Origin of the sequence: Pseudomonas sp. RIT623 (assembly GCF_004519305.1) — a bacterium.
GTDB lineage: Bacteria > Pseudomonadota > Gammaproteobacteria > Pseudomonadales > Pseudomonadaceae > Aquipseudomonas.
This window is the reverse complement of sequence record NZ_SOZA01000056.1, coordinates 1-22,249: the sequence shown is the minus strand read 5'-3', so window position 1 is coordinate 22,249 and position 22,249 is coordinate 1. Positions and strand designations below refer to the sequence as shown.

Annotated in this window: 22 protein-coding genes; 8 read left to right on the top strand and 14 right to left on the bottom strand. The window is 64.2% G+C overall.

Annotation, left to right across the window (positions count from 1 at the left end):
• Positions 1-451: 451 nt before the first annotated feature.
• A complete protein-coding gene (locus tag E3U47_RS25070; RefSeq protein ID WP_167659530.1) occupies positions 452-592 on the bottom strand; it encodes a hypothetical protein in 141 nt (46 codons plus the stop codon).
• A 376-nt stretch (positions 593-968) separates the two neighbouring features.
• Here E3U47_RS25070 and E3U47_RS23840 point away from each other — a divergent pair, with 376 nt between their 5' ends.
• From E3U47_RS23840 to E3U47_RS23830, 3 genes are all read left to right on the top strand, one after another.
• Positions 969-1,382, top strand: coding sequence for a GFA family protein (locus tag E3U47_RS23840; protein ID WP_134694033.1), 414 nt, complete (start codon positions 969-971; stop codon positions 1,380-1,382).
• A gap of 75 nt (positions 1,383-1,457) precedes the next feature.
• Positions 1,458-1,796, top strand: a complete 339-nt coding sequence (locus E3U47_RS23835; protein ID WP_134694032.1) for an FKBP-type peptidyl-prolyl cis-trans isomerase — start codon at positions 1,458-1,460, stop codon at positions 1,794-1,796.
• Between the two features lie 196 nt (positions 1,797-1,992).
• Complete coding sequence (locus E3U47_RS23830) at positions 1,993-3,186, top strand: D-amino acid dehydrogenase (RefSeq protein WP_134694031.1); 1,194 nt, start codon at positions 1,993-1,995, stop codon at positions 3,184-3,186.
• Positions 3,187-3,276: 90 nt separating this feature from the next.
• Here E3U47_RS23830 and E3U47_RS23825 read toward each other — a convergent pair whose 3' ends face one another.
• The 3 genes from E3U47_RS23825 to E3U47_RS23815 all read right to left on the bottom strand — a co-directional run bounded on the left by E3U47_RS23825 (position 3,277) and on the right by E3U47_RS23815 (position 6,529).
• Positions 3,277-4,005 (bottom strand): aspartate/glutamate racemase family protein, encoded by a 729-nt coding sequence (locus E3U47_RS23825; protein ID WP_134694030.1) that lies wholly within the window; start codon positions 4,003-4,005, stop codon positions 3,277-3,279.
• 17 nt (positions 4,006-4,022) lie between these two features.
• Positions 4,023-5,558: an NCS1 family nucleobase:cation symporter-1 gene (locus E3U47_RS23820; RefSeq protein ID WP_134694029.1), complete on the bottom strand. Its 1,536-nt coding sequence runs from the start codon at positions 5,556-5,558 to the stop codon at positions 4,023-4,025.
• 533 nt (positions 5,559-6,091) lie between these two features.
• Entirely contained in the window at positions 6,092-6,529 is a 438-nt protein-coding gene (locus E3U47_RS23815; protein ID WP_134694028.1) for an Lrp/AsnC family transcriptional regulator, read from the bottom strand.
• 133 nt (positions 6,530-6,662) lie between these two features.
• On the opposite strand from E3U47_RS23815, the gene E3U47_RS23810 reads away from it, so the two are divergent.
• Positions 6,663-7,562, top strand: coding sequence for a DMT family transporter (locus E3U47_RS23810; RefSeq protein ID WP_134694027.1), 900 nt, complete (start codon positions 6,663-6,665; stop codon positions 7,560-7,562).
• Between the two features lie 25 nt (positions 7,563-7,587).
• Positions 7,588-8,490 carry a LysR family transcriptional regulator gene (locus E3U47_RS23805; RefSeq protein WP_134694026.1) on the top strand — a complete coding sequence of 301 codons (903 nt, stop codon included), beginning with the start codon at positions 7,588-7,590 and terminating at the stop codon, positions 8,488-8,490.
• Between the two features lie 10 nt (positions 8,491-8,500).
• Here E3U47_RS23805 and E3U47_RS23800 read toward each other — a convergent pair whose 3' ends face one another.
• Complete coding sequence (locus E3U47_RS23800; RefSeq protein WP_134694025.1) at positions 8,501-9,130, bottom strand: DsbA family protein; 630 nt, start codon at positions 9,128-9,130, stop codon at positions 8,501-8,503.
• Between the two features lie 161 nt (positions 9,131-9,291).
• On the opposite strand from E3U47_RS23800, the gene E3U47_RS23795 reads away from it, so the two are divergent.
• The gene (locus tag E3U47_RS23795) at positions 9,292-10,221 is read left to right on the top strand and encodes a class I SAM-dependent methyltransferase (protein ID WP_134694024.1); all 930 of its coding nucleotides are present in this window, start codon (positions 9,292-9,294) and stop codon (positions 10,219-10,221) included.
• Between the two features lie 76 nt (positions 10,222-10,297).
• On the opposite strand, the gene E3U47_RS23790 is transcribed toward E3U47_RS23795, so the two are convergent.
• The 8 genes from E3U47_RS23790 to gcl form a co-directional block, all read right to left on the bottom strand.
• Positions 10,298-11,296 (bottom strand): sulfate ABC transporter substrate-binding protein, encoded by a 999-nt coding sequence (locus E3U47_RS23790; protein WP_134694023.1) that lies wholly within the window; start codon positions 11,294-11,296, stop codon positions 10,298-10,300.
• 114 nt (positions 11,297-11,410) lie between these two features.
• The gene (locus E3U47_RS23785; RefSeq protein WP_134694022.1) at positions 11,411-12,247 is read right to left on the bottom strand and encodes an ion transporter; all 837 of its coding nucleotides are present in this window, start codon (positions 12,245-12,247) and stop codon (positions 11,411-11,413) included.
• 45 nt (positions 12,248-12,292) lie between these two features.
• Entirely contained in the window at positions 12,293-13,168 is an 876-nt protein-coding gene (locus E3U47_RS23780) for an urea transporter (protein ID WP_134694021.1), read from the bottom strand.
• Positions 13,169-13,376: 208 nt separating this feature from the next.
• Positions 13,377-14,792 (bottom strand): pyruvate kinase, encoded by a 1,416-nt coding sequence (pyk, locus tag E3U47_RS23775; RefSeq protein ID WP_134694020.1) that lies wholly within the window; start codon positions 14,790-14,792, stop codon positions 13,377-13,379.
• Positions 14,789-16,063 carry a glycerate kinase gene (locus E3U47_RS23770; protein ID WP_134694019.1) on the bottom strand — a complete coding sequence of 425 codons (1,275 nt, stop codon included), beginning with the start codon at positions 16,061-16,063 and terminating at the stop codon, positions 14,789-14,791. The genes pyk and E3U47_RS23770 overlap by 4 nt, the downstream gene beginning before the upstream one ends.
• 179 nt (positions 16,064-16,242) lie before the next feature.
• Complete coding sequence (locus E3U47_RS23765) at positions 16,243-17,136, bottom strand: 2-hydroxy-3-oxopropionate reductase (protein WP_134694018.1); 894 nt, start codon at positions 17,134-17,136, stop codon at positions 16,243-16,245.
• Between the two features lie 177 nt (positions 17,137-17,313).
• A complete protein-coding gene (hyi, locus tag E3U47_RS23760; protein ID WP_046856495.1) occupies positions 17,314-18,096 on the bottom strand; it encodes a hydroxypyruvate isomerase in 783 nt (260 codons plus the stop codon).
• A 54-nt stretch (positions 18,097-18,150) separates the two neighbouring features.
• Complete coding sequence (gene gcl / locus E3U47_RS23755) at positions 18,151-19,926, bottom strand: glyoxylate carboligase (RefSeq protein WP_102684645.1); 1,776 nt, start codon at positions 19,924-19,926, stop codon at positions 18,151-18,153.
• Between the two features lie 257 nt (positions 19,927-20,183).
• Between gcl and E3U47_RS23750 the strand changes: the two genes are divergently transcribed.
• Positions 20,184-20,624 (top strand): heme-binding protein, encoded by a 441-nt coding sequence (locus E3U47_RS23750; protein ID WP_134694017.1) that lies wholly within the window; start codon positions 20,184-20,186, stop codon positions 20,622-20,624.
• A gap of 141 nt (positions 20,625-20,765) precedes the next feature.
• Here the strand turns inward: E3U47_RS23750 and E3U47_RS23745 are convergent, their stop codons facing one another.
• Positions 20,766-21,377 carry a TetR/AcrR family transcriptional regulator gene (locus E3U47_RS23745; RefSeq protein WP_028692838.1) on the bottom strand — a complete coding sequence of 204 codons (612 nt, stop codon included), beginning with the start codon at positions 21,375-21,377 and terminating at the stop codon, positions 20,766-20,768.
• Positions 21,378-21,509: 132 nt separating this feature from the next.
• On the opposite strand from E3U47_RS23745, the gene E3U47_RS23740 reads away from it, so the two are divergent.
• Positions 21,510-22,249, top strand: a 740-nt coding sequence (locus tag E3U47_RS23740) for a DUF808 domain-containing protein (RefSeq protein ID WP_134694016.1), incomplete at its 3' end; no start/stop codon positions are given.

Sequence of the window (22,249 nt, the reverse complement as noted above, 5' to 3'; positions counted from 1 at the left end):
TTTTTGAGTTGCTAGTTGCTAGTTGCTAGTTGCTAGTTGCTAGTTGCTAGTTGCTAGTTGCTAGGTTCTGGTGTGGGCTTTTGGGGATGTGTGCTCATTCATGGTTTGTAGGGGCGCCTACATCGCTGTTTCGCCTTGCGGCGACTTACTTTTGTCTTGGCAAAAGTAAGCAAAACCGCGCGCTCATTCATCCGGCCCCTACGCTGCGCTCCGGGGTCCCCTCGCTCCGGCCTTGCTCCCGGGAGTACCGCGCTGAACGGCCCATCCTGGGCCGCAGCGCTCGACGGCCATCCATGGCCGTCGCCTCCCTTCGCAAGGCCTGCACTCGGCCTCCTGAAATCGCGCAAGCTACGGGCGGCGCCTGAACTGACACAGCTATCGCTAGTTGATAAAACTATTAACCTCTCGAACGACGGAACAGCAATGCATGGTTTGTTGTTACGTCACTAATTTAAATTGTAGATTGTCGCTTCTTGATCTTGATCTTGATCTTGATCTTGATCTTGATCTTGATCTTGATCTTGATCTTGATCTTGATCTTGATCTTGATCTTGATCTTGCTTCTAAGCGCGCGATAGTTCAGGCAACACAAATCGCGACTTCAGGAGGCCGAGTGGAGTTCTTGCGTAGTGGGGCGACGGCCATGGATGGCCGTCGAGCGCTGGGGCCCAGGATGGGCCCTACAGCGCGGTCCCCACGGGAGCAAGAACGGAGCGAGGGAACCCCGGAGCGTAGCGTAGGGGCCGGATGAATGGAGCCGAACGGTTTTGCCCACTTTTGCCAAGACAAAAGTGGGCCGCCGTAAGGGCGGAAAGGTGAATGTGCGTCGACATCGCAAATGAATGCGCATACAAGAATCAAAACAATCACTGCAGATCCAGATCCAGATCCAGATCCAGATCCAGATCCAGATCCAATCCACGACCTATACTCCCAATCCCCCAAAAAACAACAGCAAGGAGCCCCCAATGCCCCTAGAAAAACAAGGCACCTGCCTGTGCCAGGCCACCCACCTGAAACTCACCCTGGAAAGCACCCACGTCAGCGCCTGCCACTGCAGCATGTGCCGCAAGTGGACCGGTGGCCCGCTGCTGGCGGTGCAGTGCAGCCACCCCCCAGAGATCGAAGGCCCCGCGCCCAGCGTCTACGACTCATCCCCCTGGGCCGAACGCGGCTTCTGCGCCCACTGCGGCACGCACCTGTTCTACCGCCTGAAAGAGAGCGGCCTCCACGTCGTGCCGGTCGGCGTGATAGACGGTGAGGAAGACTGGACTTTCACCGAACAGATCTTCATCGACGAAAAACCCACCTGGTACTGCTTCAGCAACCAAACCGAGAACCTCACCGGCCAGCAGGTGTTCGATCAATTCGCCCCGTCGTGAACCTGCCCACCTTGCCAAACCGCGACATTCCTGAGAAAACGGCGGCCACTGAAAAACCGCTTCGAGGAACCTGCCATGAGCAGTGAGCTGCAAGTCATCGATCTCCAGCAAGGCGACGGCAAGGCCGTGGTCAAGGGCGCGCTGATCACCACCCAGTACCGCGGCACCCTGGCCGACGGCAGCGAGTTCGACTCGTCCTGGACGCGCGGCAAGCCGTTCCAGTGCGTGATCGGCACCGGCCGGGTGATCAAGGGCTGGGACCAGGGCCTGATGGGCATGCGCGCCGGCGGCAAGCGCAAGCTGCTGGTGCCGGCGCACCTGGGTTACGGCGAACGCAGCATGGGCGCGATCCCGCCGAATTCGGACCTGACCTTCGAGATCGAACTGCTGGAAGTGCTGACCCGCGACGACTGATCCGCCACGCAACAATTCGGCAACACAACCGCGCTAACCTCGAGCCTGTCCACGGAACGGCACGCGTAGTCACGGACGATCCCGCCACGGATGGCGATCATGACAAGGATGCCCTGCGGCTTCGGCCGCGGGGCAATGTCGTCTTGCCTCGGTTGCTGGTACTGTCGCTGCTGACGCCCAGGACAGGAAGGCAGGGATGAACCAGCAGGTGACAGTGATCGGCGGCGGCGTGGTTGGCCTGGCTACGGCCTACGCACTGGTGCGTGATGGCTGGCAGGTCGACCTGGTCGAGGCCCGCGACAGCCTGGCCAGCGCCACCAGCTTCGCCAATGGCGGGCAACTGTCCTATCGTTACGTAGCGCCGCTGGCAGATGCCGGGGTGCCCTGGCAGGCGCTTGGTTGGCTGCTGCGCGGCGACTCGCCGCTGCGCTTGCGTCTGCGTCTGGATCCGGCGCAGTGGCGCTGGCTGGCGGCCTTCCTGTTGGCTTGCCGGCGCCCGGTCAATCGTCGTAACGCCGCGCAATTGCTGAGCCTTGCCCTGCACAGCCAGGCGGCGTTGCAGCGCTGGCGCGAAGAAGATGAACTCGACGGTTTTGCCTGGCGGCGCAACGGCAAGCTCGTGGCCTTTCGCACGCAACGTGCCTTTGCTCAGGCTCGCGCCCAACTGCTCGACCCCGACAGCCAGCAGGTACTGGATGCCGTGGCGGTGCGGGGGCTCGAACCGGCGCTGGCGCAGACGCCTTTCGTCGGCGGCGTGTTCACCGCCGCCGAGGAGGTCGCCGATTGCCACCGTTTCTGCCTACGCCTGGCCGAGCGCTTGCAGGCCTCGGGGCGTTGCCGGATGTACTTGGGCCAGCCGGTGACACGGCTGGTTGCGCAAGATCAACGGGTGAGCGCGCTGCAGCTTGGGCAGCAGCGCCTGGCGGTGCAACGCCTGGTGCTCTGCGCCGGGCACCGCAGCGCCGGCCTGACCTTGCCGGGGCTCAAGCTGCCGGTGTATCCGCTCAAGGGCTACAGCCTCACCGCGCCGATTGGCGCCACCCACGAAGCACCAGAGGTAAGCCTTACCGACTACGAGCGCAAGGTCGTCTACGCCAGGTTGGACGATCAGTTGCGGGTGGCGGCGATGGTCGACATCGTCGGGTATGACGAGTCGGTCGATGCCGGCAGGCTCAGGAGCATGCGCCGGCTGGCCTGGGAGACGCTGCCCCAGGCCGCCGACTACCAGCAGGCAGTCGAGTGGGCGGGAATGCGCCCGGCGACGCCTAGCGGTGTACCGATCATCGGTGCCACCCACTATCGCAACTTGTGGTTGAACCTCGGGCATGGCGCCCTGGGCTTCACCCTGGCGTGTGGTAGCGCTGAGCGGCTGGCGAAGATGTTGCGCTGAGTGCATTGACCTGAGCGCGGGGCAACTCGCATCGGCGCACCGCCGCGCCCACCGAGGCGTGGGCGCGTGACTTGCCCCGCGATGGGCAGATCAGCGGCCGAAACGCATCGGCCAGCCCAGCACCTGCTTGGTCCGTGGCGTGGCATAGGTGCGCACCTTGGAGGTACTCAGGCCCAGGCGCACCAATGACTCGGCGATAGTGACCGCCGCGCTTACGCCGTCCACCACCGGTACCCCGGTGCGCTGGCGGATCTGCTCGTCGAGCCCAGCCATGCCGCCGCAGCCGAGGCAGATCACCTCGGCCTTGTCTTCGCGCACGGCGCGCTCGGCCTGTTCGACGATGGCCTGCACCGCACGCTGCGGGTCTGCTTCGAGCTCCAGCACCGCCAGACCGCTGGCGCGTACCGAGGCGCAGCGGTCGTACAGACCGGACAGTTTCAGGCGGTCCTCGATCAGCGGCACCGTGCGGTCCAGGGTGGTCACCACCGAATAGGCATGGCCCAGGTACATCGCGGTGCTGGCGGCGGCATCGGTGATGTCCACCACCGGCACGTTCAGCAGCTCCTGCAAACCTTCCCGGCCATGCTCGCCATAGCCGGCCTGGATGACGGCGTCATAGGGCTGGTCGTAGGCCAGTACCCGGTCCATCACGGCGATGGCGGCCAGGTAGCTTTCGAAATTGCCCTCCACCGATTCGGCGCCGAACCATGGGGTCAGGCCGACGATCTCGGTACCCGGGGCCGCGGCGCTGCGTGCTTGCTCGGCGATGGCCTCGGTGATGGCGGTGGTGGTGTTGACGTTGGCGATCAGGATGCGCATGGCGGATCTCCCTGAAATCAATGGCTGCTGTGGTCGACGGCGATGCACTCGCCGCTGACGTCGTGGTAATGGCCGTGGCGCGGTGCGACCAGCAGGTACAAGGCGGCGGCAATGCCGGCACCGATCAGCCAGGAGAACGGCGCGACGCCATGGAAGTTGGGTAGCAGCGCCAGGACGATGGCCAGCAGCGCGGCGGGGATGAAAGCCGCTACCGCGCGCAGGTTGACGCCGCGGCTGTAGTGGTAGGCGCCAGCAGGGTTCTCGCTGTACAACTGCGGTACGTTGATGCGGCCCTTACGCAGCAGCCAGTAGTCGGCCATGATCACGCCGTATAGCGGGCCGAGCAGGGCGCCCAGGGCGGAGAGGAAGTACACGATCACCAAGGGGCTGTTGTAGAGGTTCCACGGCAAGATCACCACCGCCAGGGTGGCGCTGATCAGCCCAGCGCGACGAAAGTTCAGGTGGCGCGGCGCCAAGTTGCTGAGGACGAAGGCCGGGGCGACGAAGTTGGCCATGATGTTCACCGCCACGGTGACGATCAGGAAGGCCAGGCAGCCGAGCACCAGGAACGCAGTGTTGGGGATGCTGGCGACGATCTGGGTCGGGCTGGCGATGATCTGGCCGTTGATCTGCAACTGCGCGCCGCACAGCACGACGGTGATCGCGGCGAACACCAGGATGTTCACCGGCAGGCCCCAGAAGTTGCCGACGCGGATGGTCTTGCGGCACGGCGCGCTGCGGGCGAAGTCGCAGAAGTTCAGTACCAGGGTGCCGTAGATCGCCAGCCACAGGGCGCCGCCGGCGAAAATGTTGCGCCACATCTCGTAGCCGCTCAGCGGTGCTGCCACCGACCAGGCGATGCGCGCGTCGGCCTTGAAGTACATGAACACCGCCAGGCTTGCCACGGTCAGCAAGATCACTGGGCCGGCGAAGGCCTCGTAGCGGCGGACCATTTCCATGCCGTAGGCGAGGATCACCAACTGCACCAGCCAGATCGCCACGAAGCACGTCCAGCCCAGGCTCGACAGGCCGAGGATGCTGTCCTGGTCGTAGGCTGCCACCTGCGGCCACACCGCGCTGAGCAGCACCCGTAGCACCACCGAGGCCAGGTAGGTCTGGATGCCGAACCAGGCGATGGCGATCACCGCGCGGATCAGCGCCGGGAGCTGCGCGCCATGGATGCCGAAGGCGATGCGGCTGATCACCGGGAAAGGTACCCCGGTCTTCTGCCCCATGTAGCCGGACAGGTTCATGAAGAAGTACACCAGCGCCGCGCCGATCGCCAGCGACAGGAGGATCTGCCAGCCACCCAGGCCGAGGGCGAACAGCCCCATGGCGAAGGAGTAGTTGGCTATGTTGTGCACGTCGTTGGTCCACAGCGCGAAGATGCTGTAGCCACCCCAGCGGCGTCCGGCGAGCTTGGTCGGGGCCAGGTCGCGGTTGTGCAGGCGCGGGCTCAGCTCGAGGTCAGCCGGATGGCCTTCGAGGGTGGTACTGGAGGGGCTGGTGCTGGCAACGGAAAGTTCAGGGGCAAGGGGGAGGCTGCTACTCATTCCGGCGGCTCCTGATGCGCGTGACTGCGATGAGCGGGCGCTGGCGCACGGGCTCGCCATCTCGTCGGTGCAGGCGTTGGCATCACTGGGTTCTGGGCGCAACGGTCGCCGTTGGGGGCGACGCTGCGGGTTCTTGTGTATTTATGTTTTGTTGAACTTGTATACAAAACACAGACACACAAAAGCCAGTTCCGTGCCAGTCAGAAACCAGCATTTACGGAGCCATTACTTTGAATCTATCTGATTGAAAGCTAAGTAGATGAAACTAATTGGTTATAAGCTGACCAAATGAACAGGTTATATTTTGTTGTGGTGTTGTTAGTTGATCGATCGGTCAGATTTAGTTGCTAGAAGTGTGTAACCCAATGGGGCGTTACCGGAAAAAGTGCACACAAAAATGGCACTTAAGGTTACGTTTGTGTATACATGTTTGGCGGTGTGATGCTTGTCAAAGCAACCGGCTTGTCCGGTTCGCCTGCAAGACTGGCTACTAAAGGGGAGGCGCATGGCTTGAGCGCGATCCCTGAACGCGCTCAGGCCATTGGCGGCAGCCGCCGCTTCACCGGGGTCTTCTTGATGATCGCGGTGTTGGTCTCGGCCAGTACGTTGAGTCGGTCGAGCAGGGTATCGAGCTGTTCCATCGAGCGCACATGCAGGCGGGCGATGAAACAATCCTCGCCGGTGACCTTGTCGCACTCGGTGAACTCGGCAATGGCGACGATCTGCCGCTCCACCTCCTGCAACTGCCCAGGCAAGGGGCGGATGCGCACAATGGCCTGCAACTGGTAGCCGAAGCAGCGTGGGTCGACCTCGACCGTGTAGCCGCGCAACACGCCGCGTTCTTCCAGGCGCCGCAGGCGCTCACTGACACTGGGCGCGGACAGGCCGCTGATCTGTGCCAGGGCTTTGAGCGAGCGGCGCGAATCCTCCATCAGGGCGCTGATCAGTAACTGGTCGATGGCGTCGGTCATGGCTACCTCGTTAGGCAATTGGTGTAATTTGCCTTGATAGTAAAGGCCATGAGCTCGTTCTGCCTTGGTAATCCGCTGGAAGGTCGCAGGCTTGCCTGCGCATACTGTGGCCATCGTCGACAGGAGGTGTGAGATGGACAACGGGCTGCGTCGTGGGTCCCTGGAAATGATTGCCGCCATGCTGATCTCTGGCACCATCGGCTGGTTCGTGCTGGTGTCCGGGCAACCGGTGTTGGATGTGGTGTTCTGGCGTTGCGTGTTCGGCGCCGCGACCTTGCTGGTGATTTGCGCGGCCATGGGCTTTCTCAAACCTGGCGTGCTGTCCCGTGCCACCTTCCTGCTGGCGGTGGTCAGTGGGGTGGCCATCGTCGGCAACTGGGTGTTGCTGTTCGCTTCCTACTCACGGGCGTCGATCGCCATCGGCACGGCGGTGTACAACGTCCAGCCGTTCATGCTGGTAGGGCTGGCGGCGTTGTTCCTCGGCGAAAAGATCACCCTGGCCAAGCTGACCTGGCTGAGCGTGGCCTTCGTCGGCATGCTGGCCATCGTCGGTGCCCATGGCAATGGCCAGGCCAGCGGTGATGACTACCTGCTAGGGATCGCCCTGGCGTTGGGCGCGGCTTTTTTGTATGCGCTGGCGGCGTTGATCATCAAGCGCCTGACCGGTACCCCGCCGCACCTTATCGCGCTGGTGCAGGTCAGCACCGGCGTGCTGCTGCTGGCGCCCTGGGTCACGCTTGGCGGCTTGCCGGGCGAGTGGCCGGCAATGGGTAGCCTGCTGACCCTGGGCGTGGTTCATACCGGGCTGATGTACGTGCTGTTGTACAGCGCCATCCAGCGTCTGCCCACCGCGTTGACCGGGGCCTTGTCGTTCATCTATCCGATCGCGGCGATCCTGGTCGACTGGTTCGCCTTCGGCCATCGCCTGGCGCCATTGCAATGGCTGGGGGTGGGGTTGATCCTGCTGGCGGCGGCGGGGATGCAGCAGGGCTGGTGGTGGCGTGCTTCAGGGAAATCCGCGCGACAATGGTGATAGCGCTTTGTAACAAGGAGGTGAGGTGTTTTCCAAAATCAGTCTCGAACAATGGCGGGCGTTCGTCTGTACCGTAGAATGCGGCGGCTTCCAGCAAGCCGGCGAGCGCCTGTTCAAGTCGCAGTCGGCGGTCAGCCACGCGGTCAACCGCATGGCGCAGTTGCTCGGCCAGGAGTTGTTTGTCATCGAGGGGCGCAAGGCGGTGCTTACCCCCTTGGGCCAGGCGCTGCTGCCCCAGGCCAAGCACCTGCTCGGCGCGGCGCAGAAGCTCGAGCACCTGGCCAACCAATACCAGCCGGGGTTGTTCAGCGAACAGGCGCTGGCGGTGGATGTATTGTTCCCCCTCGAGGTGCTACAGCAGGCCCTGGTGGATTTCGCTGGGGACTACCCGGATCAGCGTATCCGTCTGTACGAGCCTGCGCTTTCCGGCGCGTGCGAGCTGCTCGAGGACGGCAAGGTCGAACTGGCCATCGCCAGCCGTCTGCCACCGGGTTACGTGCAGGAGCTGCTGCTGAACATCACCCTGGTCTGCGTGGTCGGTGCCGAGCATCCGTTGGCCCTGGCGCGGGGCAAGCTGAGCCTGGATGACATCAAGCCGTATCGGCAGGTGGTCATTCGCGACTCCGGCATCCGTCACTCGCAGAACAGCGGTTGGCTGGGCACCTCCCAGCGTTGGACGGTAAGCAGCCTGGCAACCGCCGCAAGCTTTGTCGAACAGGGGCAGGGTTTTGCCTGGTTGCCGGAACACTGCGTGAACCCGGGACTGCGGCAAGGGCGCTTGCGACGGGTCAACCTACAGCACCAGCAGACCCGCGAAGTGCCGATGTACATGGGCTATCCAGAAGCCTATCGGCATAGTCCACAGGTTCAGCGGCTGGCACAGGCCTTGCGCCAGCGTCGCCAGCAGCACTGTCCCGTCGAGCCATGAGGCTACTTGCCTATTGCGCCTCGCGTACGCGAGCCATGGCCTGGCGCAGATCATCCAGGCCCAGGGCGCCTGATACCAGGTAGCGCCCGTCGATCACCAGGCTGGGTACCGAACGGATGCCCAGGCGCTGCCCCATAGCCAGTTCGTCGTGCAGCAACTGTGGAGCCTGTTCGTAGAAGGCCAAGGCAAAGGCCGCGGTGTCCAGGCCCGCTTCCTCGGCGAGGGTCAGTACCGTGTCGTGGTCGCCGATGTTGCGGTTTTCCACCAGGTGCGCCTCTTGCAGGCGTTCGAACATTCTGGCGTGACCGGGGTTGCCGGCCAGCAGCGTGGCGGCCTGGCAGGCCAGGCCGGCGAGCAGGCCGGTGGGGTAGTCGAAGGCCTGTTGGCGCATGCCCTCGATGTTGATGCGTGGGGTGTCTTCGGCCTCGGCGCAGGCGCGCCAGTGCTCGAGGATGGTCTGCTTGGCCTGGGGCATCGAGCCAAAGCGCTCGATCATCGCCTCGCGGCTGGTTTGCAGGATGAAGGTGCGGTGCTGGATGTCCAGGTTCAGTTCGGCCTGCAGCTGTTGCAGGCGTGGCGCCAACACGAAACACCAGGCGCAGACGGCATCGTGGAAAAATTCGACCTTGAGCGGGTGCATGGGCAATTCCGTTTGCAAAAGGGGAGGGCGGCACTATCCCCAGTACCTGCCGGGGAAAAAAGCGACAAAAATGGCGCCAACTCACTCATCCTGTTCATCAATGGCGGCCAGCGCCGGCATCGAGCGGGTAGAATGGCGTTTTTGCCTGATCCAAGACCTACATGAGCCCAGCCATCGCTACCCTCGAGCAACACCTGCTCGCCGCCCTCGACCCCGCCCCGAGCGAAACCCGTCGCCTGTTCCATGGCCGTGGCCGCTGCTGGCCGGGGCTGGAGCAGATCACCGTCGACTGGCTTGACGGCGTGCTGCTGGTGGCGCTGTTCCGCGAACCGCCCGAGGGCCAGTTGGCCGAGCTCGAGGCGATGCTGCGCGCCTTGGCCGAACGCCCGCAGTGGACCGGCCAGGCCGTGCTGCTGCAACACCGCTACCTGCCCGACAGCCCTGGCCAATGGTTGCTCGGCGAACCTTGCCAGCAGCGCGAAGTGGTCGAGGATGGCCTGAGCTACCTGCTCGACCTCGGCGTGCGCCAGAACAACGGCCTGTTCCTCGACATGCGTTATGGCCGGCGCTGGGTGCGCGAGCAGGCAGCGGGCAAGCGGGTGCTCAACCTGTTCGCCTACACCTGCGGATTCTCGGTGGCGGCGATTGCCGGTGGCGCCGAGCAGGTGGTCAACCTGGACATGGCCAAGTCGGCGCTGTCGCGCGGACGCGACAATCATCGCCTCAATGGCCATGACGCCTCGCGCGTGGCGTACCTGGGGCACGAGCTGTTCAAGTCGTGGGGCAAGGTGCGCAAGTATGGGCCGTACGACCTGATCATCATCGACCCGCCGACCTTCCAGCGCGGCAGCTTCGTGCTGACCCAGGACTACGCCAAGATCCTCCGGCGGTTGCCGGAGCTGTTGACTGAAGGCGGCACGGTGCTGGCCTGCGTCAACGATCCGGGGATCGGGCCGCAGTTTCTCATCGAGGGCATGGCCGAGCAGGCGCCGGGGCTGGTGTTCGTCGAGCGGCTGGCGAACCCGCCGGAGTTTGCGGATGCAGACCCTGAAGGTGGGCTGAAGGCGTTGGTGTTCCGTTCCCAGGCTTGAAATGCTGTTCGCCAGCAAGCTGGCTCCCACAGGAAGTTGCGTGGGCCTGTAGGAGCCAGCTTGCTGGCGAAGGCGTTTACTGGTTGGTGTAGATCTGGTCGAACACGCCACCGTCGTTGAAGTGGGTCTTCTGCACGGTGCGCCAGTCACCGAAGGTTTTCTCCACCGACAGGAAGTCCACTTTCGGGAAGCGGTCGGTGTACTTGGCCAGCACCGTTGCGTCACGTGGGCGCAGGTAGTTGTTGGCGGCGATTTCCTGGGCCGCCGGCGACCACAGGTACTTCAGGTATTCCTCGGCCAAGGCCTGGGTGCCTTTCTTGGCCACCACCTTGTCGACCACGCTCACCGGCGGCTCGGCCTCGGCCGACACGCTAGGGTAGACCACTTCGAACTGGTCGCGGCCGAACTCGCGGGCGATCATCTCGGCCTCGTTCTCGAAGGTCACCAGCACATCGCCGATCTGGTTGGTCATGAAGGTGGTGGTGGCGGCGCGGCCACCGGTATCCAGCACCGGTGCCTGCTTGAACAGCTTGCCGACGAAGTCGCGGGCCTTGCTTTCGTCACCGCCTTGCTTGAGCACGTAGCCCCAGGCCGAGAGGTAGGTGTAGCGACCGTTGCCCGAGGTTTTCGGGTTGGGCACGATCACCTGCACGCCGTCCTTGAGCAGGTCGGGCCAGTCCTTCAGCGCCTTGGGGTTGCCCTTGCGCACGATGAACACGGTGGCCGAGGTGAACGGTGCGCTGTTGTTCGGCAGGCGCGTGACCCAGTTGTCCGGCACCAGCTTGCCGTTGTCGGCCAGGGCGTTGATGTCAGTGGCCATGTTCATGGTGATGACGTCGGCCGGCAGGCCGTCGATCACGGCGCGCGCCTGCTTGCTAGAGCCGCCGAAGGACATCTGCAGGTTGACCTTCTCGTTGTGCTCCTTCTCCCAGTGCTTCTGGAACGCCGGGTTGTAGTCCTTGTAGAAGTCGCGCATCACGTCGTAGGACACGTTGAGCAAGGTAGGGGCGGCTTGGGCGAGGCTGCCCAAGGCCAGGCCCGCGGCGAGCAGCGAGGCGCTGAAGAGTTTTTTCACGTTGCGTCCTTGTTATTGAAAGGGTGTAGGCAGAATGCCTGCGACTATAGCGGGTGGTTCGCCAAGGGTTAAAGATCAAAACAGTCTTTGGTTATGCCAGGCACAAAGCCGCTCCTACAGGTCCTGTGCCGGTTGCTTGGGAAACAACGCATTGCCACACCGCGAACAGAACGCCGCGCCGTGCTCATGGTGCTTCTTGGCGCAGGTCGGGCAGTCATGCTGCAACTGCTCGCCGCGCATGGCATTGGCCAGTTCGGCGGTGAAGATGCCGGTGGGCACGGCGATGATCGAGTAACCGGTGATCATCACCAGCGACGACAGCACCTGCCCCAGCGGCGTGCTCGGCACGATATCGCCGAAGCCCACGGTGGTGAGGGTGACGATGGCCCAGTAGATGCCCTTGGGAATGCTGGTGAAGCCATGCTCCGGCCCTTCGATCACGTACATCAATGTGCCGAACACGGTCACCAGGGTCGACACGCTGACCAGGAACACGATGATCTTCTGCTTGCTGCCCTGCAGCGCCGCCAGCAGGTAGTGGGCCTGCTTGAGGTAGGGGCTGAGCTTGAGCACGCGGAAGATCCGCAGCATGCGCACCACGCGGATGATCAGCAGGTACTGGGCGTCGCTGTAGTACAGGGCGATGATCCCCGGCACGATCGCCAGCAGGTCGACCAGCCCGTAGAAGCTGAAGGCGTAGCGCAGCGGCTTGGGCGAGCAGTACAGGCGGGTGATGTATTCGGCGAGGAAGATCGCCGTGAAGCCCCACTCGATCCCGGCCAGCAGCCCGGCGTAGCCCTGGTGTACCTCATCGATGCTGTCGAGTATCACCGTCACCAGGCTGGCGAGGATGATCAGCAGGAGAATCTTGTCGAAGCGTCTGCCAGCCGTGGTGTCGGTCTGGAAGACGATGACGTAGAGCCGCTCGCGCAGGCTTGCAGGGTTGTCCATGGGCTCGTTCCCTTGTGCGAATGGGCAGAGCCTAGGGGCTGGGTTTCAGCTGTGCAAGCGGGGCGCGTTGCGGCGCTGGTTGAGCTGGGCCAGGTGGCTGCCCAGGTGCAGCAGCCAGCAGGCTACCACGAACGGGGCGGTCAGCCCGGCAATCGGCAGCAGGTTGAACAGTGGTTGCAGCAGCAGGGCACAGGCGATGGCGAGCAAGGTCACCCAGGGTTTCTCGCCCTGGCGGCTGAAGGCCAGGGCGGCCAACGCGGCGTTGAAGCCATACAGCCCCAGCCAGGCAGCCTGGGTTTCACCCGCCAGCAAGGCGATGCCGCCGCCGATGGCTGATCCGATCAGGGCCCAAGTGGCGGCATAGGGGTTGGCGAGGTACAGGCCGATGACGATCAGCAGGCCGGCCATGGGCTTGTCCAGCAGGAAGATCTGTCCGACCCCGCGCAGCAGGGCGTAGGCCGCATCGGCCTCGACCGGGCCGTTGGCCGCGGGGCTGGCCAGCAGCAGGGTCGCCCAGCCGAGCAGCACGAACGGCGCGGTGTAGGCGATCAGCAGCTTGCCGCCGCGCTTGCGCCATTGGTGGGTGAGCATGCTCGACAGGCCGCCGGCGGCGATGATCAGCGGCGGCAGGATCGCCGACCAGGGCAGCACGGCGCTGATCAGCAGGCCGATCAGCACGCCGTTGTAGCAGTACAGCCCGGCCTGGCGGTCGGCGCGTTCGTAGCCGCGGCGCTGGGCGGTGAGCAGGCCGGCCAGGGCCCCGAGCAGGGCGCCGCCGACCAGGTTCGGCGCGGTCAGCAGGATCGCCAGCAGGCAGCACAGGCCGCACAAAGGGTTGCGCAGCAGCAGCACCTGGCTGAAGCCGTTGAACAAGGCCGTGGCCCAGTCGGGGCACGGGTTGATGAAATTCTTGGTGTACATGGGGCAGTCGGCAAGGTGGGTGGGGGAGCGGTGGGCCTCTTTGGGGCTCGGTTTTGCGCAGTTCTGTTACATCGGTGTACGGGGAGGGCTGCGCCCTCCAATCGCGACACAAGGTCGCTCCTACAGGGATCGTGTATTCATGCCTGGGTGCGATCCCTGTAGGAGCGGCCTTGTGCCGCGAAAGGGGCGCAAAGCGCCCCCGGCGATCTCAAACCAATGTCTCGATCCGTAGCGTATTAGTCGAACCCGGCTTGCCGAAAGGCACACCGGCGGTGATCAGCAGCGTGTCGCCACGGCTGGCCATGCCTTGCGCTTGGGCGATCTCCAGCGCCGTGGAGACCACCTCGTCGACCTGGCGCAGGCGGTCGTTGACCACCGAGTGCACGCCCCAGGCCACGCTCAGGCGGCGGGCGGTGTTCAGGTTCGGCGTCAGGTTGAGGATTGGCGCCCGTGGCCGCTCGCGGGCGGCGCGCAGGGTGGAATTGCCCGACTCACTGTAGTTGACCAGCACCGCCACCGGCAGGATGCCGCTGATGCGGCGGATCGCGCAGCTGATGGCATCCGACACGGTGGCTTCGGCCTTGGGCCGGCCAACGTCGAGCTGGGCCTGGTAGTCCGGGCCGTTTTCCACCTGGCGGATGATCTTGCTCATCATCTGCACGGCCTCCAGCGGGTAGTCGCCCGAGGCGGTCTCGGCCGACAGCATCACCGCGTCGGCGCCTTCGGCCACGGCGTTGGCCACATCGGTGACCTCGGCGCGGGTCGGTGCCGGGGAAAAACGCATGGATTCGAGCATCTGCGTGGCCACCACCACCGGCTTGCCCAACTGGCGGCAGGTATTGATGATGCCCTTCTGGATCTGCGGCACGCTCTCGGCCGGCACTTCCACGCCCAGGTCGCCACGGGCGACCATGATCGCGTCGGACAGCTCGGCGATGGCCGGCAGTTGCTCGACCGCCGAGGGCTTCTCGATCTTGGCCATCAGGTAGGCGCGGTCGCCGATCAGCTCGCGTGCTTCGAGGATGTCTTGCGGGCGCTGCACGAACGACAGGGCCACCCAGTCCACGCCCAGCTCAAGGCCGAAGGTGAGGTCGCGGCGGTCCTTTTCGGTGAGCGGGGAGAGCTCGAGCACCGCCTGGGGCACGTTGACACCTTTGCGGTCGGACAGCTCGCCGCCGGCCAGTACTTCGGTGTCGATGGCGTCGCTGTGCTTGGCGGTCACCCGCAGGCGCAGCTTGCCGTCATCGAGCAGCAGGTCCATGCCAGGCTGCAGCGCGGCGATGATTTCTGGGTGTGGCAGGTTCACGCGGCGGCTGTCGCCCGGAGCCTTGTCCAGGTCCAGGCGCAGGGCCTGGCCGCGTTGCAGTTGCACCTTGCCGTCGGCGAAGCGGCCGACGCGCAGCTTCGGACCCTGCAGGTCCATGAGTATGCCCAGGGGGTAGTTGAGCTGCTGCTCGACTTCGCGGATCCACTGGTAGCGCAGGGCGTGGTCGGCGTGTTCGCCGTGGCTGAAGTTGAGGCGGAAGATGTTCACCCCGGCTTCGACCAGCTGGCGGATGTCATCGATGCCCTTGATCGCAGGCCCGAGGGTGGCGAGGATTTTTACTTTTTTATCAGGCGTCATGATTGGGCAGTCTCGAGGATCAGGATGGCGCGGAAATCGTTGACGTTGGTGCGGGTCGGCTCGGTGACGATCAACGCGTCGAGGGCGGCGAAGTAGCCATAACCGTTGTTGTTGTCCAGCTCATCGCTGGCCGACAGGCCCAGGGCCTCGGCACGGGCGTGGCTGTCCGGGGTCATGAAGGCGCCGGCGTTGTCCTCGGAGCCGTCGATACCGTCGGTATCACCGGCCAGGGCGTACACGCCCGGCAGGCCCTTGAGGTTTTCCGTGAGACTGAGCAGGAACTCGGCGTTGCGCCCGCCACGGCCGTTACCGCGCACGGTGACGGTGGTCTCGCCGCCGGAGAGGATCACGCAGGGCGCCTTCAGCGGCTGGCCGTGCAGGACGACCTGGCGGGCGATGCCGGCATGCACCTTGGCCACCTCGCGCGACTCGCCTTCCAGGTCGCCGAGGATCAGCGGGCTGAAGCCGGCCTGGCGGGCTTTCACCGCGGCGGCTTCGAGCGATTGCTGGGGCCGGGCGATCAGCTGGAAGTGGCTGCGCGACAGGGTGGGGTCGTCGGCCTTGACGGTTTCCGAAGCCGGATTGTTGAGCCAGTCGATGACGGCCTTGGGCGCTTCGATGTTGTAGCGCTTGAGGATCGCCAGGGCATCGGCCGAGGTGCTGGGGTCGGCCACGGTGGGGCCGGAGGCGATGACCGTGGCCAGGTCGCCGGGCACATCGGAAATGGCGTAGGTGTAGACGGTGGCCGGCCAGCAGGCCTTGGCCAGGCGGCCGCCCTTGATCGCCGAGAGGTGCTTGCGCACGCAGTTCATCTCGCCGATGGTGGCGCCGGATTTCAGCAAGGCTTTGTTGATCTGCTGCTTGTCCGCCAGGCTCAGGCCTTCGGCGGGCAAGGCCAGCAGGGCAGAACCGCCGCCGGAGAGCAGAAAGATGACGCGGTCGTCTTCGCTCAGGTTGCTGACCAGCGCGAGCACGCGCTTGGCCACGGCCAGGCCGGCGGCATCGGGGACCGGGTGGGCGGCTTCGACCACCTCGATCTTCTGGCAGTTGGCGCCGTGGCCGTAGCGCGTCACGACCAGGCCCGAGACTTCGCCCTGCCAGCTCTTCTCGACCACTTCGGCCATGGCGGCGGCGGCCTTGCCGGCGCCGATGACGATGACCCGGCCGCTACGGTCGGCGGGCAGGTGGGGTTCGAGGACCTGACGGGGGTGGGCGGCGGCGATGGCTGTGTCGAACAGCTCGCGCAGGAATTTTTGTGGATCGACCGACATGGCAGGCTCCCAGATTCTTGTTGTTCTGCAAAATCGAAAACGCCCCTGGAACTGCCTCCGTGCAGGCCGAACCAGGGGCGGGTGTTGCTCGGTGTGGGGCGGTTCGCCGGCAAGCCGGCTCCTACGGGGATAGCGTCGAACCTGTAGGAGCCGGCTTGCCGGCGAACAGCTGCCTCAAATCACTTGTCGTCGCGGATCGAGAAGTTGGCCATATGTTCCAGGCCCTTGATCAGCGCCGAGTGGTCCCAGTTGCCGCCGCCCAGCGCCTGGCAGGTGTTGAACACTTGCTGGGCATTGGAGGTGTTGGGCAGGTTGATGCCCAGCTCCTTGGCGCCTTGCAGGGCCAGGTTCAGGTCCTTCTGGTGCAGGTTGATGCGGAAGCCTGGGTCGAAGGTGCCTTTGATCATGCGCTCGGCATGCACTTCGAGGATCTTCGAGGAGGCGAAGCCGCCCATCAGGGCTTCACGCACCTTGGCCGGGTCGGCGCCGTTCTTGGCGGCGAACAGCAGGGCTTCGGCAACGGCCTGGATGTTCAGGGCGACGATGATCTGGTTGGCCACCTTGGCAGTCTGGCCATCGCCGTTGCCGCCGACGCGGGTGATGTTCTTGCCCATGGCTTCGAACAGCGGCAGGGCGCGCTCGAAGGCTTTCGGGCAACCGCCGACCATGATGCTCAGGGTCGCGGCCTTGGCGCCGACTTCGCCGCCGGACACCGGGGCGTCCAGGTAGGCGGCGCCAGTGGCCTTGATCTTCTCGGCGAAGGCTTTGGTGGCGGTAGGCGAGATCGAGCTCATGTCGATCACCACCTTGTTCGGGCCCACGCCTTCGGCGACGCCGTTTTCACCGAACAGCACGCTTTCGACCTGAGGGGTGTCGGGCACCATGACGATGATGAACTCAGCTTCCTGGGCCACTTCCTTCGGGTTGGCCAGGGCCACGCCGCCGGCGGCGATCAGGTCGGCCGGGGCGGCGTCGTGGTGGGTGGAGACGAAGATGCTGTGACCTGCCTTTTGCAGGTTCTGGGCCATGGGCTTGCCCATGATGCCGGTGCCGAGGAAACCGATTTTAGCCATGAGAGTTCTGCCTCTTTGTATTTGTATGAACAGGCGACCTGGCCCTTGTAGGAGCGGCCTTGTGTCGCGATTGGGGCGCGAAGCGGCCCCACGATTTTGGCCATTTCGGCGATTGCCGGGGGCTGCTGCGCAGCCCATCGCGACACAAGGCCGCTCCTACAGGGACCGAGTGCATCCTTAGATTGCGTTGTGCGTCTTGAGCCAGCCCAGGCCAGCCTCGGTGGTGGTCTTGGGCTTGTACTCCGCGCCCACCCAGCCCTGGTAGCCGATGCGGTCCAGGTGCTCGAACAGGAAGCGGTAGTTGATCTCGCCGGTGCCCGGCTCGTGGCGGCCCGGGTTGTCGGCCAGCTGCACGTGGTTGATCAGCTTGAGGTTGGTTTCCAGGGTGCGCGCCAGGTCACCTTCCATGATCTGCATGTGGTAGATGTCGTACTGCAGGAACAGGTTGTCGCTGCCCACCTCGGCCTGGATTTCCAGGGCTTGTTTCGTGGTGTTCAGGTAGAAGCCCGGGATGTCGCGGGTGTTGATCATTTCCATGACCAGGCGGATGCCGGCGGCCTTGAGCTTGTCGGCGGCGTAGCGCAGGTTTTCCACGAAGGTCTTGCGCACGGTGGCGCAGTCCGGGCCTTGCGGGCGGATGCCGGCCAGGGCGTTGACCTGGGTGTTACCCAGCACCTTGGCGTACTCGATGGCCTTGTCGACACCGGCGCGGAACTCTTCGACGCGGTCGGGGTGGCAGGTGATGCCGCGCTCACCTTTCGACCAGTCGCCGGCCGGCAGGTTGAACAGCACCTGGGTCAGGCCATGGGCGTCGAGCTGCTGCTTGATCTCGGCGGCGCTGAAATCGTACGGGAAGAGGTATTCGACGCCGCTGAAACCAGCGTCGGCGGCGGCCTTGAAGCGAGCCAGGAAGTCCTGTTCAGTGAACAGCATGGACAGGTTGGCGGCGAAGCGAGGCATAAGTCGTCTCCTTGCGTTGATTGCCCCCGCGCGCGGCGCGGGGGCGTCAGGCGATCAGTCCAGCAGCGAGATGGCGGTCGGCGCGTCGTTGCCGACCAGGGCGAGGTCTTCGAACTCGTTGACCGCGTTGATCTCGGTGCCCATGGAAATGTTGGTCACACGCTCGAGAATCACTTCGACCACCACCGGCACGCGGAACTCTTCGGCCATCTTCTGCGCCTTGAGCAGGGCAGGGGCGATCTCGGCCGGTTGGAACACGCGGATGGCCTTGCAGCCCAGGCCCTCGACCACGGCGACGTGGTCGACACCGTAGGTGGCGGCGTCGGTGGAGTTAATGTTCTCGAACGCCAGTTGTACACAGTAATCCATGTCGAAACCACGCTGCGCCTGGCGGATCAGGCCGAGGTAGGCGTTGTTCACCAGCACGTGGACGTAGGGCAGGTTGAACTGCGCGCCCACCGCCAGCTCTTCGATCATGAACTGGAAGTCGTAGTCACCGGACAGCGCGACCACCTTGCGTTTCGGGTCGGCCTTGACCACACCGAGGGCGGCAGGGATGGTCCAGCCCAGCGGGCCGGCCTGGCCGCAGTTGATCCAGTGGCGTGGCTTGTACACGTGCAGGAACTGCGCGCCGGCGATCTGCGACAGGCCGATGGTGCTGACGTAGGTAGTGTCCTTGCCGAACACTTCGTTCATTTCCTGGTACACGCGCTGCGGCTTGACCGGGACGTTGTCGAAGTTGGTCTTGCGCTGCAGGGTAGCCTTGCGTTCCTGGCAGTCTTCCAGCCAGGCCTTGCGGCACTTGAGCAGGCCTGCGGCTTTCCATTCGCGGGCCACTTCGAGGAACACGTCCAGGGCCTTGCCGGCGTCCGAGACGATACCCAAATCTGGAGTGAATACGCGGCCGATCTGGGTCGGTTCGATGTCCACGTGCACGAACTTGCGGCCTTCGGTGTAGACGTCGACGGAGCCGGTGTGGCGGTTGGCCCAGCGGTTGCCGATGCCGAACACCAGATCGGACTTGAGCATGGTCGCGTTGCCGTAGCGGTGCGAGGTCTGCAGGCCGACCATGCCGACCATCAATTCGTGATCGTCCGGGATAGTGCCCCAGCCCATCAGGGTCGGCACTACCGGTACGCCGGTCAGTTCGGCGAACTCGACCAGCTTGTCGCTGGCGTCGGCGTTGATGATGCCGCCGCCGGCTACCAGCAGCGGGCGCTCGGCGTCATTGAGCAGGGCCAGGGCTTTTTCGGCCTGGACGCGGGTGGCGGCTGGCTTGCTGATCGCCAGTGGTTCGTAGGCATCGATGTCGAACTCGATCTCGGCCATCTGCACGTCGAACGGCAGGTCGATCAGCACCGGGCCTGGACGGCCGGTGCGCATTTCGTAGAAGGCCTTCTGGAATGCGTAAGGCACCTGGCCCGGCTCCAGCACGGTGGTCGCCCACTTGGTCACCGGCTTGACGATGCTGGTGATGTCGACGGCCTGGAAGTCTTCCTTGTGCAGGCGGGCACGCGGGGCCTGGCCGGTGATGCAGAGGATCGGGATGGAGTCGGCCGAGGCGCTGTACAGGCCGGTGACCATGTCGGTGCCGGCAGGGCCGGAGGTGCCGATGCACACGCCGATGTTGCCCGGGTTGGCGCGGGTGTAGCCCTCGGCCATGTGCGAGGCGCCTTCGACGTGGCGAGCGAGGACGTGATCGATGCCACCGACTTTTTTCAGGGCCGAGTACAGCGGGTTGATCGCGGCGCCGGGAATGCCGAACGCGGTATCTACACCTTCACGGCGCATGACCAGAACGGCTGCATCGATTGCTCTCATTTTGCTCATGGTTTGTGCCTCATCGATTTTGTAATTGTATACAACTTGCGTTGCGGCAGAGTGTATTCATGGTCGGCGCAAAAGGTCAATCCATTTTCGTCGGCGGGTTTGACTTGCTGGTCATGGCGAAAAAGGGCGGCATTTCGTCGCAGTGAGACACATTGGATCAGAAAATTGTATACAAACAGTGTCTTTGTTGTGTTCTATCGTGTCTATTGGTTTTCAACTGCCCTCAGGGCTTCTCACAACAAGAAGAGGACCTTTTCATGAACGCATTGACCCTCAAACAGGCCGTGGGCGTGGTAAATGCCGCGTTGGCCGCAGGCCGCAAGATCAACGCCGCGCCCTTGACCGTGGCGGTGCTCGACGCCGGCGGGCATCTGCTGGCGTTACAGCGCGAGGACGGCGCCAGCCTGCTGCGCCCCGAAGTGGCCATCGGCAAGGCCTGGGGCGCGGTGGCGCTGGGCAAGGGGTCGCGTTTGCTGGCGCTGGACTCGCAGCAGCGCCCAGCCTTCTACGCGGCTTTGAACGGGCTCGGCGAGCGACCGGTGGTGCCGGTGCCAGGGGGCGTGCTGATCCGCGATCAGGAGGGCAAGGTGCTGGGGTCGGTGGGGATCAGTGGTGATACGTCGGATATCGACGAGCAGTGCGCGATCAGTGCGATCGAAGAAGTCGGGCTGACGGCGGATGCCGGGGTGGCGGCTTAAGGTTCAGCTTCTCTGGGGCCGCTGTGCGGCCCATCGCCGCGGTTCGTCGCCACGACAAGCCGGCTCCCACAGCAATTGTGCAGGGCCTGTGGGAGCCGGCTTGCCGGCGATAAGGGCTGCGCAGCAGCCCCATTGGCCCTGTCAGGCTGCCTCAGGCTCGCAGCCCTTCAGCACCAGGCGGATGATGGTCTCCGCCGCCGCGTCATAATCGCTGTCGGCCAGTTTGGCCTTGCCGGTCACCACGGCGATCTGCCAGTCGAAATCCGCATAGGTTTGCGTCGCCGCCCAGATGCTGAACATCAAATGGTGCGGGTCGACGTGGGCGATCTGGCCGCGCTCGATCCAGCGCTGGATGCACTCGATGTTGTGGCGGGCCTGCTCGTTGAGCTGCTCCACCTGGCGCGGTGACAGGTGCGGCGCGCCATGCATGATCTCGCTGGCGAACACCTTGGAGGCGTGGGGCAGGTCGCGGGAGATGCGGATCTTCGAGCGGATGTACGCGCTGAGCACTTCTTTCGGATCACCGTCGGCGTTGAACGGCGTCGAGGCCTGCATGATCGGCGCGATGATGCTCTCGAGCACCTCGCGGTAGAGGTTTTCCTTCGACTTGAAGTAGTAGTACACGTTCGGCTTGGGCAGGCCGGCCTTGGCCGCGATATCGCTGGTCTTGGTGGCGGCGAAGCCCTTGTCGGCGAATTCTTCACTGGCTGCGCGCAGGATCAGTTCCTTGTTGCGCTCGCGAATGGTGCTCATTGTCGGGAATCTTCCTCGGGTCTGGCCCCTCCAAGAGGGGTCCGGCATGGTAGCACCCGCTCGGACGGGCGCTCAAGGCAGCGTCTTTGGGCTAGAATCCCGGCCATTCGAACCTACTGGAAACATTTTGACATGGCAGGAAGCAGCTTACTGGTATTGATCGATGATATCGCCACGGTCCTCGACGATGTCTCGTTGATGACCAAGGTCGCGGCGAAGAAGACCGCCGGGGTGCTGGGCGACGACCTGGCGCTCAACGCCCAGCAGGTCACTGGCGTGCGTGCCGAGCGGGAGATCCCGGTGGTGTGGGCGGTGGCCAAGGGCTCGCTGCTGAACAAGGCGATCCTGGTGCCGGCGGCGTTGCTGATCAGCGCGTTCATTCCCTGGGCGGTGATTCCGCTGCTGATGGTCGGTGGCGCCTACCTGTGCTTCGAGGGCTTCGAGAAGCTGGCGCACAAGTTCCTGCACAGCAAGGCCGAGGACGACGCGCAGCACGAGGCGCGCAAGGCGGCCGTGGCCGACGAGCAGGTCGACCTGGTGGCCTTTGAGAAAAGCAAGATCAAGGGCGCGGTGCGCACCGACTTCATCCTCTCCGCCGAGATCATCGCCATCACCCTGGGTACCGTGGCCGATGCGCCGCTGAGCCAGCAGATCATCGTGCTGTCGGGCATCGCCATCGTCATGACCCTGGGGGTGTATGGCCTGGTGGCAGGCATCGTCAAGCTCGATGACCTGGGGCTGTGGATGACCAAGAAAGCCTCGGCGCTGAGCCAGGCGGTGGGCAACGGCATCCTGCGCGCCGCGCCGTACATGATGAAGAGCCTGTCGGTGATCGGCACCGCGGCGATGTTCCTGGTTGGTGGCGGCATCCT